The organism is Shinella agrisoli, from assembly GCF_046557955.1.
Lineage (GTDB): Bacteria > Pseudomonadota > Alphaproteobacteria > Rhizobiales > Rhizobiaceae > Shinella.
Window position 1 is genome coordinate 342,778 of record NZ_JBJIEP010000001.1, and the last position, 15,366, is coordinate 358,143.

At 67.6% G+C, this 15,366-nt stretch carries 13 protein-coding genes; 5 read left to right on the top strand and 8 right to left on the bottom strand.

The window, feature by feature from the left end:
* Positions 1-37 precede the first annotated feature (37 nt).
* The 3 genes from recQ to ACIIOY_RS01650 all read right to left on the bottom strand — a co-directional run bounded on the left by recQ (position 38) and on the right by ACIIOY_RS01650 (position 4,478).
* Positions 38-1,876, bottom strand: a complete 1,839-nt coding sequence (recQ, locus tag ACIIOY_RS01640) for a DNA helicase RecQ (protein ID WP_411032860.1) — start codon at positions 1,874-1,876, stop codon at positions 38-40.
* Between the two features lie 63 nt (positions 1,877-1,939).
* The gene (dnaG, locus tag ACIIOY_RS01645; protein WP_411032861.1) at positions 1,940-3,907 is read right to left on the bottom strand and encodes a DNA primase; all 1,968 of its coding nucleotides are present in this window, start codon (positions 3,905-3,907) and stop codon (positions 1,940-1,942) included.
* A gap of 121 nt (positions 3,908-4,028) precedes the next feature.
* Positions 4,029-4,478 (bottom strand): GatB/YqeY domain-containing protein, encoded by a 450-nt coding sequence (locus ACIIOY_RS01650; protein WP_411032862.1) that lies wholly within the window; start codon positions 4,476-4,478, stop codon positions 4,029-4,031.
* Between the two features lie 317 nt (positions 4,479-4,795).
* Between ACIIOY_RS01650 and carA the strand changes: the two genes are divergently transcribed.
* Entirely contained in the window at positions 4,796-6,004 is a 1,209-nt protein-coding gene (gene carA, locus ACIIOY_RS01655) for a glutamine-hydrolyzing carbamoyl-phosphate synthase small subunit (RefSeq protein WP_411032863.1), read from the top strand.
* Positions 6,005-6,065: 61 nt separating this feature from the next.
* On the opposite strand, the gene ACIIOY_RS01660 is transcribed toward carA, so the two are convergent.
* The 3 genes from ACIIOY_RS01660 to ACIIOY_RS01670 all read right to left on the bottom strand — a co-directional run bounded on the left by ACIIOY_RS01660 (position 6,066) and on the right by ACIIOY_RS01670 (position 9,883).
* Positions 6,066-7,436, bottom strand: coding sequence for an MATE family efflux transporter (locus ACIIOY_RS01660; RefSeq protein WP_411032864.1), 1,371 nt, complete (start codon positions 7,434-7,436; stop codon positions 6,066-6,068).
* Between the two features lie 151 nt (positions 7,437-7,587).
* The gene (locus ACIIOY_RS01665; protein WP_411032865.1) at positions 7,588-8,880 is read right to left on the bottom strand and encodes a TCR/Tet family MFS transporter; all 1,293 of its coding nucleotides are present in this window, start codon (positions 8,878-8,880) and stop codon (positions 7,588-7,590) included.
* A gap of 100 nt (positions 8,881-8,980) precedes the next feature.
* The gene (locus ACIIOY_RS01670; protein ID WP_411032866.1) at positions 8,981-9,883 is read right to left on the bottom strand and encodes a LysR family transcriptional regulator; all 903 of its coding nucleotides are present in this window, start codon (positions 9,881-9,883) and stop codon (positions 8,981-8,983) included.
* Positions 9,884-9,987: 104 nt separating this feature from the next.
* On the opposite strand from ACIIOY_RS01670, the gene ACIIOY_RS01675 reads away from it, so the two are divergent.
* Entirely contained in the window at positions 9,988-10,986 is a 999-nt protein-coding gene (locus tag ACIIOY_RS01675) for an aldo/keto reductase (protein ID WP_411032867.1), read from the top strand.
* A 61-nt stretch (positions 10,987-11,047) separates the two neighbouring features.
* Here ACIIOY_RS01675 and ypfJ read toward each other — a convergent pair whose 3' ends face one another.
* Both ypfJ and ACIIOY_RS01685 read right to left on the bottom strand, forming a co-directional pair.
* Entirely contained in the window at positions 11,048-11,977 is a 930-nt protein-coding gene (gene ypfJ, locus ACIIOY_RS01680; RefSeq protein ID WP_411032868.1) for a KPN_02809 family neutral zinc metallopeptidase, read from the bottom strand.
* A gap of 109 nt (positions 11,978-12,086) precedes the next feature.
* On the bottom strand, positions 12,087-12,608 hold the full coding sequence (locus ACIIOY_RS01685; RefSeq protein ID WP_411032869.1) for a DUF2306 domain-containing protein: 522 nt from the start codon (positions 12,606-12,608) through the stop codon (positions 12,087-12,089).
* A gap of 91 nt (positions 12,609-12,699) precedes the next feature.
* On the opposite strand from ACIIOY_RS01685, the gene ACIIOY_RS01690 reads away from it, so the two are divergent.
* The 3 genes from ACIIOY_RS01690 to ACIIOY_RS01700 all read left to right on the top strand — a co-directional run bounded on the left by ACIIOY_RS01690 (position 12,700) and on the right by ACIIOY_RS01700 (position 15,363).
* Positions 12,700-13,485, top strand: a complete 786-nt coding sequence (locus ACIIOY_RS01690; protein ID WP_411032870.1) for a LytTR family DNA-binding domain-containing protein — start codon at positions 12,700-12,702, stop codon at positions 13,483-13,485.
* Positions 13,486-13,596: 111 nt separating this feature from the next.
* Positions 13,597-14,256, top strand: a complete 660-nt coding sequence (locus tag ACIIOY_RS01695; RefSeq protein ID WP_411032871.1) for a dihydrofolate reductase family protein — start codon at positions 13,597-13,599, stop codon at positions 14,254-14,256.
* 78 nt (positions 14,257-14,334) lie between these two features.
* Positions 14,335-15,363: a zinc-dependent alcohol dehydrogenase family protein gene (locus ACIIOY_RS01700; protein WP_411032872.1), complete on the top strand. Its 1,029-nt coding sequence runs from the start codon at positions 14,335-14,337 to the stop codon at positions 15,361-15,363.
* Positions 15,364-15,366: the final 3 nt, after the last annotated feature.

Here is a 15,366-nt window from a genome sequence, read left to right on the forward strand (position 1 = left end):
GGCGGAACGTTCCGACAGGACCGGTGAAAAAATCGGCCTAACCGGCAAACGCCTCGATCACCGCCAGGAAGGCGTCGCCGAACCGGTCGCGCTTGGAAAGGCCGATGCCGGGAATGTCCAGCAGTTCCTCGCGGTCGCGCGGGCGCTCCTTGGCGAGCGCGATCAGCGTCGTATCCGGGAAGACGACATAGGGCGGCACGTCGAGCTCCTTGGCGATGGCAAGGCGCTCGGCGCGCAGCAGCTCGAAAAGCTCGCGGTCGGAGCCGGAGAGGTTGGAGCGCTCGCGGGCGGCGGGCGAACCGCCGGCCTTCGCCTTGCGGCCCGCCTGCGGCCGGTCCTTGCGGAAGAAGACCTGCCGCTCGTGGCGGAAGACGGCACGCGCCTCCGGCTCGAGCTTCAGCGCGCCGTAGGCGGCGTGATCGACGCTGACGAGGCCCATGGCGAGCAGTTGGCGGAAGATCGACTGCCAGACGCGCGGGGCGATGTCCTTGCCGGCGCCGAAAACGGGCATGGAGGTGTGGCCGAAGCGCTCCGTCTTCTCGTTGGCGGCGCCCACCAGCACGTCGATGACATGGGCCGCGCCGAACCGTTCGCCGGTGCGGTAGACGGCGGCGAGCGCCTTGATGGCGGCTTCCGTGCCGTCCCAGGTCTCGACCGGATTGCGGCACGTATCGCAATTGCCGCAATGGCCCGGATGGGCTTCGCCGAAATGGGCAAGGATCGCCTTGCGCCGGCAACCGGCCGTCTCGCAGATGGCGAGCAGCGCCGTCAGCTTGGCGCGCTCGATGCGCTTCACCTCGTCGGCCGCCCCGCCCTCGTCGATCATCCTGCGCCGCTGCACGACGTCCGCCATGCCGTAGGCCATCCAGACCTCGGACGGCAGGCCGTCGCGTCCCGCCCGCCCCGTCTCCTGGTAATAGGCCTCCACGGAGCCCGGCAGGTCGAGATGGGCGACGTAGCGCACATCCGGCTTGTCGATGCCCATGCCGAAGGCGACGGTGGCGACCAGGCAGAGGTTTTCCTCCTTGAGGAACGCATCCTGGTTGGCCTCGCGCACCGCCCGGTCGAAGCCCGCGTGGTAGGGCAGCGCGCGGATGCCCTGCGCGTTCAGCCAGTCGGCGGTGTCCTCCACCTTGGCGCGCGACAGGCAATAGACGATGCCGCTCTCGCCCTTGTGCCGCGACAGGAAGCGAAGGAGCTGCTGGCGCGCCTGGTCGCGCTCGGCGATCTCGTAGGAAATGTTCGGCCGGTCGAAGCTGGTGGTGAAGACCTTCGCGCCGCCAAGGCCGAGGCGCTCGATGATGTCCTGGCGGGTGTGCGGATCGGCCGTCGCCGTCAGCGCGATGCGCGGCACGCCGGGATAGCGTTCGCCGAGCACGCCGAGCGCCCGGTATTCCGGCCGGAAGTCATGGCCCCATTGCGAGACGCAATGGGCCTCGTCGATGGCGAAGAGCGCGATGCGGGCATCGGCGGCAAGCTCGGCGAAGCCGTCCGTGACGATGCGCTCCGGCGTGACGTAGAGAAGGTCGAGATCGCCCGTGCGCATCGCATTGCGCACGGAGAAGAACTCCTCGCGCGTGAGCGAGGAGTTGAGCGCCGCCGCGCGCACGCCGAGCTGCTTCAAGGCCTCCACCTGGTCGCGCATCAGCGCGATCAGCGGCGAGATGACGATGCCGACCCCGTCCCGGCAGAGCGCCGGGATCTGGAAGCAGAGGGACTTGCCGGCGCCGGTCGGAAACAGCACCACCGCATCGCCGCCCGCCGTCACATGCCCGACCACCTCTTCCTGCCTGCTGCGGAAGGCATCGTAGCCATAGACGCGCTTGAGCACGTCGAGCGGCGATGGGCGGGCGCTATCGGTGGAAATGTCGAGCATGCGATTCCGTCTTCGTTTGCGGCGACTATGGCGCCTGCGCCCTGGGGAGGCAACCCGGTCCGCCTACTTCCCGGCAGGCCCCTTCACCCGGCCGGAGAGCACGCCGAAGCCCTCGATGATCGCCTCCTGGTTCTCCATCCGCACCGTCTCCATCTGCACTTCCTGAAGCGCGCGGAGAATCTGCGGCACCCGTTCGTCGTCGCCCTCTTCCGTCGCCACGGCAAGCTCCCGCTCCAGTTCGCGGCGCTGCCACAGCAGCGCGCGGGTGCGCTTGTGAAGGGCGAGCGCCTGGAGGTAGCCCTCGCGGGCGTCCTCCGGCGCCGCCTCCGCCGTCGCGGTCCACAGGCGGGAATTGCGGATCTGCTGGTCGAGGCCCTTCAGAAGCACGCCGAAACCGGCGGCCTCCAGTTCCTCGACCAGCCGCTCGCGGTCGAGCCGCGCGCCGACCGAGCCGGCGATGCCGAGGAGCGAAGACCAGAGGCGCTGCAGGTCGCGGTTCTCGTATTCGATGATGGCGATCTCGTCGTAGTCGCTGAAGAGCAGGCCCGGATGATTGACCACGGTGAGCGCCAGCACGCTTTCGCGCAGCGCCGGCAGATCCTGCGCGCCGCGCACTAGTGTCGAGCGCGCCAGCCGGTCGGAGATCGCGGAAGGAGCCGCATTGCCCTGCGGCGCGCCGCGGCCGCCGCCCCTGCCCTGCCGGCCGCCGGAAAAGCCGCCGCCGCCCGGCCGCGGGCCCGGGCGGAAGAAGGCGTTCAGCCGGTCGCGCATGTCCTGCTGGTAGTGGCGGCGCACGTCCTCGTCGGCGATCGCCGCCGCGATCCGGCGCAGGCGCGATTCCAGCTCGGCGCGGCTTTCCGGCGTGTCAAGCGTCGCGCCCTGCACTTCGCGGTTCCAGATCATGTCCGCCAGCGGGCGGGCGTTCGCCAGCACCTTGTCGAAGGGCGCGCGGCCCTCCTGGCGCACGAGGTCGTCCGGGTCCTTGCCATCGGGAAGCAGCGCGAAGCGCACCGTGCGGCCCGGCCTGATGAAGGGCAGCGCAAGGTCGGCGGCGCGGTTCGCAGCCCGGATGCCCGCCCCGTCGCCGTCGAAGCAGAGCACCGGCTGCGGCGTCATCTTCCAGAGCAGCTCGAGCTGGTTTTCCGTCAGCGCCGTGCCGAGCGGCGCCACGGCATTCTCGATGCCCGCCTGATGCAGCGCGATCACGTCCATATAGCCTTCGACCGCGATGACCGTACCCGCGCCGTCGGCGCCCTGGGCGGCCTTGCGGGCGCGGGCGTGATTGTAGAGCACGCTGCCCTTGTGGAAGAGCTCGGTCTCGTTGGAATTGAGGTACTTGGCCGGCGCGTCCGGCGACATGGCGCGTCCCCCGAAGGCGATGACCTTTTCCCGGACAGAAAGGATGGGGAACATGATGCGGTCGCGGAACCGGTCGTAGGAAACGGGGATCTCCGGCCCGTGCACGACGAGGCCGCACGCCTCGATCGCCTCCTTCGGCACGCCCTTGCCGGCGAGGAACTCCTTCAGCGCGTTGCGGCTGTCCGGCGCATAACCGAGGCGGAAGGTCTCGATGGTGCGGCCGGCCAGCCCGCGGTCGCGCAGATAGGCGCGCGCCTTCGCTCCCGCCGGCGTCTGCAGCTGGTCCTGGAAGAAGCGTGCCGCCATCTCCATAACCTCGACGAGGCCCATGCGCTCCTTCTCGCGCTGCTCGGCCTGCGGGTCCGGCTGGGGCATCGCGACGCCCGCCAGATCGGCGATCTGCTGCACGGCTTCCGGGAAGGAGAGCCCGTCGAGATCGGTCAGGAAACGGAAATGATCGCCGGAAACGCCGCAGCCGAAGCAATGGTAGCGGCCCTTGCGGTCCTCGCAGTGGAAGCTCGGCGACTTCTCGCCGTGGAACGGGCAGCAGGCCCAGTAGTCGCCGCGCGAGACATTGGTCTTCTTGCGGTCCCAGGTCACGCGCTTGCCGATCACGTCCGAAATGGGGACGCGGTCGCGAATCTCGTCTAGGAAGGCATTGGAAAAGCGCATGGGTACCTCGGTCGAGGTCCATATAACCATGCGGGCGGCCAACCGCCAGCACTACCGCCCTGCCCACAGCAATTCACAGGACGAGACGAAAGAAGGGCGGCTTCGGCCGCCCTTCCATCCGTTACTTCAACAGGTCCTTCACCACGCCCGAGGCCTTGGCGAAGTCCATCTGGCCGGGATAGCGCTCCTTGAGCACAGCCATGACCTTGCCCATGTCGCGCAGGCCCTGCGCGCCGATCTCCGCGATGACGCCGGCGATCAGTTCCCGGACCTTCTCGTCGGAAAGCTGTTCCGGCAGGAAGCCCTTGATCACGGCGATTTCCTCGCGCTCCTGGGCGGCGAGCTCCGGGCGGCCGTTCTCGGCGAAGATCCTGGCGGATTCCTCGCGCTGCTTGATCATCTTGGCGAGGATCTGCAGGAGTTCGTCGTTCTCCACGGGGCCCTTGCCGACACCGCGGTTGGCGATATCGCGGTCCTTCAGCGTCGCCTGGATCAGGCGCAGCGTGGAGACACGGCAGGCGTCCTTGGCCTTGAGCGCATCCTTGAGGGCGTTTGCGATGGTCTCGCGCATTCTTTTCTCCATTGGAGGCCGCCGGCGCCGGACGCACGAAAGGCCTCGATCATCGTTCGATTGTGCATGCTCATAGACCGGCAGAGGGCCCGCCGGCAAACGGATTACGCAAGCGATTGAATTTCAATGCTTTATAATTCCATGCAATCCGTAAGGAGGCGGTTGACCCCGTCATCCGCTTTGTCTATTTTCCGGCACCTGCACGAAAATCGGCAATCAGGGCGAACCAACGCGGGTTTCCGCGCGCCTTTGCCTGCGATCTAAATGGTGCCCGACGCTGGACCTTTCAAGCGCTCGGTGCCGGAAACGGGATACTCATGACCTCGACCCCCGCATGGACCACCGAAAAGCCGACCGCCCTGCTCGTCCTTGCCGACGGCACGGTGATCGAAGGCAAGGGCATCGGCGCCACCGGCAAGGTGACCGCGGAAGTCTGCTTCAACACCGCCTTGACGGGCTACCAGGAAATCCTGACCGACCCCTCCTATCTCGGCCAGATCGTCACCTTCACCTTCCCGCATATCGGCAATATCGGCGCCAACGACGAGGACATCGAGGACCTGACGCCCGCCGCCCGCCACGGCGCCGTCGGCACGATCTTCAAGGCCGACATCACCGACCCGTCGAACTACCGCGCCGCAAAGCACCTCGACCAATGGCTGAAGGCCCGCGGCATCATCGGCCTTTCCGGCATCGACACGCGCGCGCTCACCGCCTGGATCCGCGAGAACGGCGCGCCGAACGCGGTGATCGCCCACGATCCGAACGGCGTCTTCGACGTCGAGACGCTGAAGGCGGAGGCGAAGGCCTGGAGCGGCCTCGTCGGCCTCGACCTCGCCAAGGTCGCCTCCTCCGGCCAGTCCTCGCGCTGGAGCGAGAAGCCGTGGGTCTGGAACGAGGGCTACGAAGACCTCGCGGAAGGCGACGCGAAGTATCACATCGTCGCGCTCGACTACGGCGTGAAGCGCAACATCCTGCGCCTGTTCTCCGGCCTCGGCTGCAAGGTCACCGTCATGCCGGCGACCTCCAGCGCGGACGACGTGCTGGCCCAGAAGCCGGACGGCATCTTCCTCTCCAACGGTCCGGGCGACCCGGCGGCCACCGGCGAATATGCCGTGCCGGTCATCAAGACGCTGATCGAGACGGGCATCCCCGTCTTCGGCATCTGCCTCGGCCACCAGATGCTCGGCCTTGCCGTCGGCGCGACCACCGAGAAGATGCACCAGGGCCACCACGGCGCGAACCACCCGGTGAAGGACCACACGACCGGCAAGGTCGAGATCGTCTCGATGAACCACGGCTTCGCCGTCGCTTCCTCCTCGCTGCCGGAGGGCGTCGAGGAAACCCACGTCTCGCTGTTCGACGGCTCGAACTGCGGCCTGCGTCTTACCGGCAAGCCGGTCTTCTCCGTGCAGCACCACCCGGAAGCCTCCCCCGGCCCGCAGGACAGCCACTACCTCTTCCGCCGCTTCATCAACCTGGTGCGCGAGAGGAAGGGCGAGGAAGCCATTCCCGAACGGGCTTAAGCCCCATTCCACCAAGACGACAGGCCTCGGACATCGCGCCCGGGGCCTGTCGTCTTGGTGGTCAGCGCGCCTGCCTCACCAGCCGGTAGAAACGCCAGTTAAGCAGGATGGAGGCGGCCGAAAGGCCGGCGAGGAAGCCGAACCAGACGCCGATGCCGCCGAAACCCGCGGGGAAGGCGAAGAACCAGGCGGAGAGGAAGCCGATCGGCCAGTAGGAGATCAGCGCCAGGACCATCGGGATGCGCGTGTCCTTCAGGCCGCGCAGCAGGCCGGCGGCAATCGCCTGCATCCCGTCGACGAGCTGGAAGACGCCGGCGATCACCACGAAGGGGCCGGCGATCGCAAGCACCGCCGCCGAATCCTTGCCGGTCTTGCCGAGGAAGATGGAGGCGAGCGTCGTCGGGATGAGCGCGAAGAGGATGCCGCCCGCGACCGCGATGGCCGCAGCCACGATGAGCACCGCCCAGGACGCGCGCACGATGCCGAGATGGTCGCCGCGCCCGTGCGCCACGCCGACACGCACCGTCCCGGCCTGCGCAAGGCCGAGCGGAATCATGAAGGCGATGGAGGCGAGCTGGAGCGCGATGCCGTGGGCGGCGAGCTCCAGCGTGCCGATATTGCCCATCAGCAGCGAGGCGCCCGTGAAGAGGCCGACCTCCGCAAGCATGGTCAGGCCGATCGGCAGGCCGAGGTGGACGACCTCGCGGAATGCGGGCCAGTCGGGCCGCCAGAAGCGCACGAAAAGCTCGTAGCGGCGCATCTCGGGCCGGAACTGGATATAGGCGGTGATGAGCACGAAGCTCAGGATGTTGACGCCGAGCGAGACGATGGCCGCCCCCACGATGCCCATCGCCGGCAGGCCGAAGTGGCCGAGCACCAGCGCATAGGCGAAGACGGCATTGACCGTCAGGATGACGATCGTGATGTAGAGCACGATCCCCGCCCGGCCATGCGCGCTCACGAGGCCGCGCAGGGTCATGAAGAGAAGTCCCGGGGCCATCCCCCATTGCGCGATCTCCAGATAGCTGCCGGCGAGCGCCGCCACCTCCGGCTTCTGGCCGGCATGGAGCAGGATGCTCTCGGCATTGTAGAAGATCGGCGTCATCAGGAGGGCGTAGATCAGCACGACCCACATGCCCATGCGCACGGCGCGGCGGACGGACACGGTGTCGCCCCGGCCATAGGCCTGCGCCACCATGGGCATGACGGCATTGGAGAAACCCGAGCCGAGGATGAAGATGGTGAAGAAGAACTGGCTCGCCAGCACGATCGCCGCAAGGTGCGCGGCGCCGAGGCGTCCGAGGATGACCACGTCCGTCGTGTGGATGCCGAGCTGGGCGAGCTGCGCGCCGATCAGCGGCACGCCGAGGGCGAAGGTCGCGCGGAAATGCGCGCCCCAGCCGTTGTCCTCGCGATGAGGTGCGATGTGCATGATAGTTCTCACTTTCGCCTCGCTTCCGATCACAAGATCGGGCGGCGATCAATCGAATAGATTTGATCTTTTCATCAAAAATGCTCGGAAACGGGCTCTGCACGCCGGATTCGCGCGGAAACTCCGCCGGAATGCCGCGTTTGAAAGCGCTTCAGGCGCTTTTTGCGGCCAGAGTCCCCGTCGGGCCGGCACCGGCCCCTCTCAGCTTCACGACGAAGATCAGGAGGCCCGCAAAGAGGATCAGCCCCGCCAGGGCGAACGGCGCGCCGGCGAAGACGACCGGCGCGGACGGCCCCGTGAAGCGGCTGAAGACCTGCGTGAAGATGAGCGGCCCGATGATCGTGGTGATGCTCGAGACGCTGGTGAGCGCACCCTGCAATTCGCCCTGCGCGGAGGGCGGCACGCGGGCGGAAGCGATGGAACGCAGCGGCGGATCGGCCAGGCTTTCGAGCGCCGTCAGCACGATCACCGCATAGATCATCCAGCCCTGCCAGGAGGCGGCGTAGCCGGCGAGGCCGAGCACCGCGAAGGAGAGACCGACGACCGCCGTGCGGTATTCCCCGAGCCTCGGCACGACGCGCGGCAGCACGAAAGCCATGACGATCGCCCCGCCAACGCCGAAGATACCGAGCGACAGCCCGATCTGCCCTTCGCTCCAGCCGTAGCGGAACGCCGAAACGAAGGACCAGACGACCGGGTAGACGGCATGCGCCAGCCAGTAGCAGAAGAAGACGAGGCCGACCCACAGCACGCCGGGATAGTTGCGCATCTGCAGGAGCGCACCGAGCGGATTGGCCCTGGAAAGGTCGAAGCGGCGGCGGTTCGCCGGCGCCAGGCTTTCCGGCAGCAGGAACCAGGCGGCGACGAAATTGAGGAAGGCGAGCACCGCCGCGCCATAGAAAGGGATGCGCGGGCCGAACTCGCCGAGCACGCCGCCGATGACCGGGCCGAGCGCGAAGCCCGTGCCGAAGGCGATGCCCATCAGCCCGAAATTCTTCGCCCGCGTCTCGTCCGTCGAGACGTCGGCGATATAGGCGGCGGCCGTGCCGAAGCTCGCGCCGCTGATGCCCGCCAGCACGCGGCCGACGAAGAGCATCCAGTAGCTCGTCGCCAGCGCGCAGATGAGGTTGTCGATCGCGAAGGTGAGGATGCAGGCGAGCAGCACCGGCCTCCGGCCGAATCGGTCCGAGAGGTTGCCGACGAAAGGCGCGAAGAGAAACTGCATACCGGCATAGACGAGCAGCAGCCATCCGCCGTCGATCGCCGCCTGGCTGATGTCGTCGCCCGTCAGTTCGCGCAGATAGGTCGGCAGCACCGGCATGATGATGGCGATGCCGATCACGTCGAGGAACATGATCATGAAGACGAGGAAGAGCCCGCGCCGGGTGGACCTGGCATCGATCATGGTTTCACCTCGAAACGAATGGCGCCCCCGCGGGGGCAAAAATGTCAGGCGGCGAGTCCTATTTCACTTTTTTCAGCGAAACAATCCGTGAACATCGCAAAGTTTTGATGGTTTGCAGGCGCTTCGGTGATGCAAGGCGTCAGTCCGGCCAGGGGTTGGCCTTCACGAAATCGACGAAGGCGCGCAGCGGCGCGGGCATCAGCGTGCGGCTCGGATAATAGAGGAAGGGGCCGGAAAAGGTCTGGATCCAGTCCGGCATGAGCACCTGCAGCGCACCGGAGGCAAGGTTCGGCGCCAGAAACTCCTCGAACGTACAGACGATGCCGAGGCCCGCGGCCGCCGCATGCTGCTCCATTTCGTTCGATTCGGAGACGAGGGCGGCGGGCGGCATGATGGAGACCCGCTCCCCGCCCCGCTCGAAGACCCAGGGCAGGACATGGCCGCTCGCAAAGCGATGCAGGATGCAGCGGTGGTGCATCAGGTCGCGCGGGTGCTGCGGCGCGCCGTGCTCCGCGACGTAGGACGGCGCGGCGGCGACGATGTAGCGCTGGCGGCGCGGGCCGATCGGCACGGCGATCATGTCCTGGTGCAGCGATTCCTCGTAGCGGATGCCGGCGTCGAAGCCAGCGGCCAGCACGTCCACCAGCGCATCGTTGACGGCGACCTCCAGCGTGATGCCCGGATAGGCCGTAAGGAAGGGCGTCGCGATCGGCGGAAGGACGAAGCGGGCGACGATGCCCGGCACGTTGAGCCGCAGCCGGCCCACGGGCCTGTCGCGCAGGCTGTTGACGCCGTCGATCGCCGCCTCCACTTCGCCAAGCGCGGGCGCCAGCCGCTCCAGCAGGCGCTCGCCGGCGTCCGTCAGCGTCACGCTGCGCGTCGTGCGGTTGAAGAGGCGCAGATCGAGCCGCGCTTCCAGCCGCCTCATCGCCTCGGAGAGCGCCGAGGCGGAAACCCCTCGCAGTTTCGCCGCCGCGCGAAAACTCTTCACCCGCGCGATGGCGACGAAGGCATCGAGGTCGGCAAGGGGGATCTGGCTCACTGTTCGGGAAACCGCACAAGCTGTTCAAGAGAGAACGGATTATCGCACAAAGCCTGGCACGGTAAAAGGGAGGCGACCGAAAGGCAGATCACAGGAGAGACACCATGAAGACCATCACCCTCGGCAAGGCCGGCCCCGTCGTTTCCACCATCGGGCTCGGCTGCATGGGGATGTCGGGCATGTACGGCCCGGCCGACCGGGCGGAAAGCATCGCCACCATCCACGCCGCGCTCGATGCCGGCATCAACCTCCTCGACACCGGCGACTTCTACGGCATGGGCCACAACGAGATGCTGATCGCCGAGGCGCTGAAGGGCCGCCGCCGCGAGGACGTGGTGCTCAGCGTGAAGTTCGGCGCGCTGCGCGGCCCGGACGGTGCCTGGAGCGGCTACGATTCCCGCCCCGCGGCGATCAGGAACTTCCTCTCCTATTCGCTGCAACGGCTCGGCACCGACCATATCGACATCTATCGCCCTTCCCGCCTCGATCCGGCCGTGCCGATCGAGGAGACGATCGGTGCGCTCGCCGATCTCGTGAAGGCCGGCTACATCCGCCATATCGGGCTTTCCGAGGTGGGTTCGGAAACGATCCGCCGCGCGGCGGCCGTGCACCCCATCTCGGATCTGCAGATCGAATACTCGCTGGTCTCCCGCGGCATCGAGGACGACATCCTGCCGACCTGCCGGGCGCTCGGCATTCCCGTCACCGCCTATGGCGTGCTCTCGCGCGGCCTTATCAGCGGCCACTGGCAGAAGGGTGCGGCCGGCGGCGGCGATTTCCGCGCCGCGAGCCCGCGCTTCCAGGAGGGCAATGTCGAGCGCAACCTCGCGCTCGTCGAGGCGCTGCGCCGCGTGGCCGAGGAGAAGGGCGTGACCGTCGCGCAGCTCGCCATCGCCTGGGTCGCGGCGCAGGGCGAGGACATCCTGCCGCTCGTCGGCGCCCGCCGCCGCGATAGGCTGGCCGAGGCGCTGGGCGCGCAGCAGGTCGCGCTCAGCCGAACCGACCTTGCCGCGATCGAGGCCGCAATGCCGAAGGGCGCCGCCGCGGGCGAGCGCTACCCGGCCGCCCAGCTCGTGCACATGGATAGCGAAAAGCAGGCATGAAACGAAAGACCCTCCGGCCGACGGGCCGGAGGGTCTCTTCGTTCAGGCCGATCATGCGGCGTCAGACGTCGCCCTGGAAGGTGTTGCAGGCATCGACGCGGCCGGTATCGAAACCGCGCTGGAACCAGCGGCGGCGCTGCTCGGACGTGCCGTGGTTGAAGCTTTCCGGCACGACAAAGCCCTGCATGCGCTTCTGCAACGTATCGTCGCCGATCTGGGTGGCGGCGTTCAGCGCCTCCTCGAGGTCGCCGCGTTCCAGAAGGCCCTTCTGCTCGGTGTACTTGCCCCAGATGCCGGCGTAGCAATCGGCCTGGAGCTCGACGCGGATGGACATCTGGTTGGCCTCGACCTCGCTCATCGTGCGGCGCTGCTGGTTGAAGCGCGGCAGCACGCCCGTGAGGTTCTGCACGTGATGGCCGACCTCGTGCGCGACGACATAGGCCTGCGCGAAGTCGCCGGCGGCGTCGAACTTGCTGGCAAGCTCGTCGAAGAAGCTCATGTCGAGATAGACCTTGCGGTCGCCCGGGCAATAGAACGGGCCGGACGCTGCCGAGGCAAAACCGCAGGCCGACTGCACGGAACCGGAGAAGAGCACCATCTTCGGCTCCTCGTAGCGCTCGCCGGCGGCCTGGAAGATGCCGTTCCAGGTGTCTTCGGTCTCGGCGAGCACCGTCGCCATGAAGGCCTTGGTCTCCTCTTCCTGCGGCGAGGTGCGGCGGCTTGCGCTTTCCGTCTGCTCGAAGCCCGGCATGCTGACCTGCCCGCCATTGCCCAACACCTGCAGCAGGTCGATGCCCATCGCCTTGAAGACGAAGTAGATGACGACGAGGAAGATGATCGTGCCGATGCTCATGCCGCCGCCGGCCCGGCGTCCGCCCATCGGAATGCGGAACCCGCCGCCGCGGCCGAAGGGATTGTTGCCTCCCATCGAAGGCCCGGCCCCGCGCTGGTCCTCGATGTTGCTCGACTGGCGACGACCTTTCCATTCCATGGCGCATTTCCCCGCATTGATGGCCGACGAACGCTCACGGCGTGAATTCGTTCCTCGGCATCAGCTTATAGGGCCTGCCGGGTTTGCTTGCAAAACGAAAAGCGCCGTGTCAGCGCCGCCGGAAGGCCGCCCTGACGAGGGTCGCCCAGCCGGCTTCGCGGACCGCAAGCGCGCCCGCCGCGACGAACAGGACGCCGACGACCGCGGCGGCCAGCCCGCTTGCGAGACCGGAGGCGCCGTCGAAGATCATCGCCCCCATCACCCGGCGCGGCACCAGGGTGAAAAGCCCCGCCACGACGATGCCGCCGAAATACATGCCGGCGACCTGGGCCCGATGCGCGCGGATGTCGCCGCGGCGCGCGGCCGCGACAGCCGGCACGCTGCCGGCGATGACGTAGATGGACAGGAGATGGATGGGGCTGAAGTTCCCGACCGTCCTGAGATCGTGGATGAAGAAGGTCGAGAAGCTGGTCGTGACCATCATGAGCAGCCAGACCTTTCCGAGGAAACGGTGGGTGGGCGTGCCCTTCGGGCGGGCGAGCAGGAAAGCGCCGAGCACGGCGGCCGGAAGCACGGTCGCCACATGGAACTGCACGGCGAAGGGGGCATTGAGAAGCGGTTCGAGAGTCATGGCGTCTCCGGGTGCGGTTGAATTCGGCCCCCGCTTGCGCCATTGATCGGGGCGCCTCAAACGCTTTGGCCCGAACGGACGGGAAAACTACGTGGAACGCCCATTCCTGCAATCCGCGCTTCGTGAACTGCAGGTCTTCCTGCGCTCGCCACGCTTCTGGGCGACCTTCGGCGCCGTGGTGCTGATCTTCTGGGTGACGGGTCCCTACGGCACGACGGAGCGGCTCGCCACCGTGCCGCGGCTCGGCTTCTGGCTGGTGCTGCACGCCGTCGCCTGGGGCATCGCCGTCACCACCATCGTCATCGCCAACACGCTTCTGCTGCACAGGATCGCGAGCCTTGCGGGCCGCATGGCGCTCGGTACGCTGATCGCCGGCGTTCCTGTCGGCCTCGCGACGGAAGCGATCAGCCGTCTGACCTTCGGCGGCACGCCGACGCTCTCGGGCCTCACCGAAAGCATCGTGAGCGGCCTTCTCCTCTCCGCGCTGTTCTGCGGGCTCACCTTCATGACGATGAGCAGCAAGCAGGCCGAAGCGCTTTCTCCCGCCCCGCCGGCGCAGGAGCAGGCGGACGTGCCGCTGCTGCGCCGCCTGAAGCCGGAGAACCGCGGGCCGATCCTGCACATCACCGTCGCCGACCACTACACCGAAGTGACGACGAGCCGCGGGCGCGAGCTGATCCTCCTGCGCTTTTCCGATGCGCTGGAGGAAATCGGCGGCACGCCCGGCCTGCGGGTGCACCGCTCGCATTTCGTCGCCGACATCCATGTCGAGAAGCTTCTGCGCGCCGACGGCCGGCTGGCGATCCGCATGAAGGACGGAAAGGAAATCCCGGTCAGCCGCAGCCGCGCGGACGCGGTGCGCAGCCGCTGGGGCTAGGAAGGAAGAGCCCGCCGGAACCGGGCGGCAATTTTTTCCCGGCGTCCGTCGGGTGGCGCTCCCGCCGTTCGTCTCTAGGTATCCGTCTGTCAAACCTACCGGGAGGACCCCATGAGAAAGATCATTGTCGGCGCATTCACCAGCCTCGACGGCATCATGCAGGCGCCGGGCGGGCCGGACGAGGATCCGGTCGGCGGCTTCACGTTCGGCGGCTGGGGCGTGCCGCACTTCGACGAGAAGATGGGCCAGACGATCGACAAGCTCTTCGCCGAGCCGTTCGACCTGCTGCTCGGCCGCAAGACCTACGACATCTTCGCCGCCCACTGGCCGCATACGGGAGCAGACGACCCGATCGGCTCGCTCTTCGACCGCATCAGGAAATATGTCGCCACGCGCAATCCGCGCTTCAGCCCGAGCTGGCAGAACAGCCACGTGCTCGGCCCCGATGCCGTCGCGGCGGTGAAGGCGCTGAAGGCGCAGGACGGCCCGGCCCTCATGACCCAGGGCTCGACCGAATTCCTCAAGGCGCTGTTCGAGCACGGGCTCGTCGACGAAATCCAGGTCTCGGTCTTTCCGGTCATCCTCGGAAAGGGCAAGCGCCTTTTCGGCGAGGATTCCGCGCCGAAGGGACTGAAGCTCGTCGAATCGAGCACGAGCGATTCCGGCATCGTCATCAGCCGGTATCTGTGCAGCGGCGAGGTCGAGACCGGCTCCTTCGAATTCGACCAGCCGACGGATGCCGAGCTGGAGCGCCGCCGCAACCTGACCTGAAACCCGCCCAGCGAGGACAGCCTTGACCGTCCCTTCCGTTCCCGCTCCAATCGTCTTCGAGGAGAACGGGAGGACGGCATGAAGGCGGCACGGCTGGAGGCGATCGGCGGTTTCTTTGTGCGCGAGGTGGAAAAGCCGGTGCCCGGCCCGGACGGCCTGCTGGTACGCATCGAGGCCGCCGGCATCTGCGGAACGGACCGCCATCTCTTCCACGGCGAATTCCCCTCAAGGCCGCCGGTCACGCTCGGCCATGAATTGTCCGGCATCGTCGAGGCCGTCGGCGATGCCGTGCTGCATTTCCGCCCCGGCATGCGCATCACCGGCGATCCGAACATCCATTGCGGCCGCTGCGTCCAATGCCGGCGCGGCCGCGTCAACCTGTGCGAAAACCTTCAGGCGATCGGCATCCACCGCGACGGCGGCTTTGCCGAATACGCGATCGTGCCGCAGAAACAGGCCTATGAACTGCCGCTCTCGCTGCCGCCGGAGCATGGGGCGTTCTGCGAACCGCTCGCCTGCTGCCTGCACGGCATGGGCATGGCCGGCATCGAGGCGGGCAGCTCCGTCGTGGTGCTCGGCGGCGGGGTGATCGGCATGCTGGTCGTGCAGCTCGCCCGCCTCGCCGGCGCCACCGCCGTCGTCCTCGTCACGCGGCAGGCAGTACGCCGAACGCTCGCCGAGGAGATCGGCGCCACCGGCTCCTTCGATCCCAGCGCCGGCGATGCCGTCGCGGGTATAACCGGCAGGAGCGGCCTTCTGCCGGGCGGCGCGGACGTGGTCATCGAATGCGCGGGTGTGGCCGAGACCATGGCGCAGGCGCCGAGGCTCGCCCGCAACGGCGGCACGGTCGTCGTCCTCGGCGTGATGCCGCAGGGCGAGACGGTCGCCTTCGAGCCGTTCGACCTGCTCTTCCGCGAGGTGAAGATCCTGACCTCCTTCCTGAACCCCTTCGTGCACGGTCGCGCCGCAGCCCTCATCGCCTCCGGCAAGATCGAGGTCGACCGCCTCATCTCGCGCCGCATCGGCCTCGACGACCTGCCGGATGCCGTCGCCAATCCGCCGCGGCCGGGCGAGGTGAAGGTGTTGGTCATGCCGGGCCTGACCTGACCC

Excerpts from the sequence above, each read along its gene's own strand:
- recQ (WP_411032860.1), bottom strand. The coding sequence starts at position 1,876 with ATGCTCGACATTTCCACCGATAGCGCCCGCCCATCGCCGCTCGACGTG.
- dnaG (WP_411032861.1), bottom strand. The coding sequence starts at position 3,907 with ATGCGCTTTTCCAATGCCTTCCTAGACGAGATTCGCGACCGCGTCCCC.
- ACIIOY_RS01650 (WP_411032862.1), bottom strand. The coding sequence starts at position 4,478 with ATGCGCGAGACCATCGCAAACGCCCTCAAGGATGCGCTCAAGGCCAAG.
- carA (WP_411032863.1), top strand. The coding sequence starts at position 4,796 with ATGACCTCGACCCCCGCATGGACCACCGAAAAGCCGACCGCCCTGCTC.
- ACIIOY_RS01660 (WP_411032864.1), bottom strand. The coding sequence starts at position 7,436 with ATGCACATCGCACCTCATCGCGAGGACAACGGCTGGGGCGCGCATTTC.
- ACIIOY_RS01675 (WP_411032867.1), top strand. The coding sequence starts at position 9,988 with ATGAAGACCATCACCCTCGGCAAGGCCGGCCCCGTCGTTTCCACCATC.
- ypfJ (WP_411032868.1), bottom strand. The coding sequence starts at position 11,977 with ATGGAATGGAAAGGTCGTCGCCAGTCGAGCAACATCGAGGACCAGCGC.
- ACIIOY_RS01685 (WP_411032869.1), bottom strand. The coding sequence starts at position 12,608 with ATGACTCTCGAACCGCTTCTCAATGCCCCCTTCGCCGTGCAGTTCCAT.
- ACIIOY_RS01695 (WP_411032871.1), top strand. The coding sequence starts at position 13,597 with ATGAGAAAGATCATTGTCGGCGCATTCACCAGCCTCGACGGCATCATG.
- ACIIOY_RS01700 (WP_411032872.1), top strand. The coding sequence starts at position 14,335 with ATGAAGGCGGCACGGCTGGAGGCGATCGGCGGTTTCTTTGTGCGCGAG.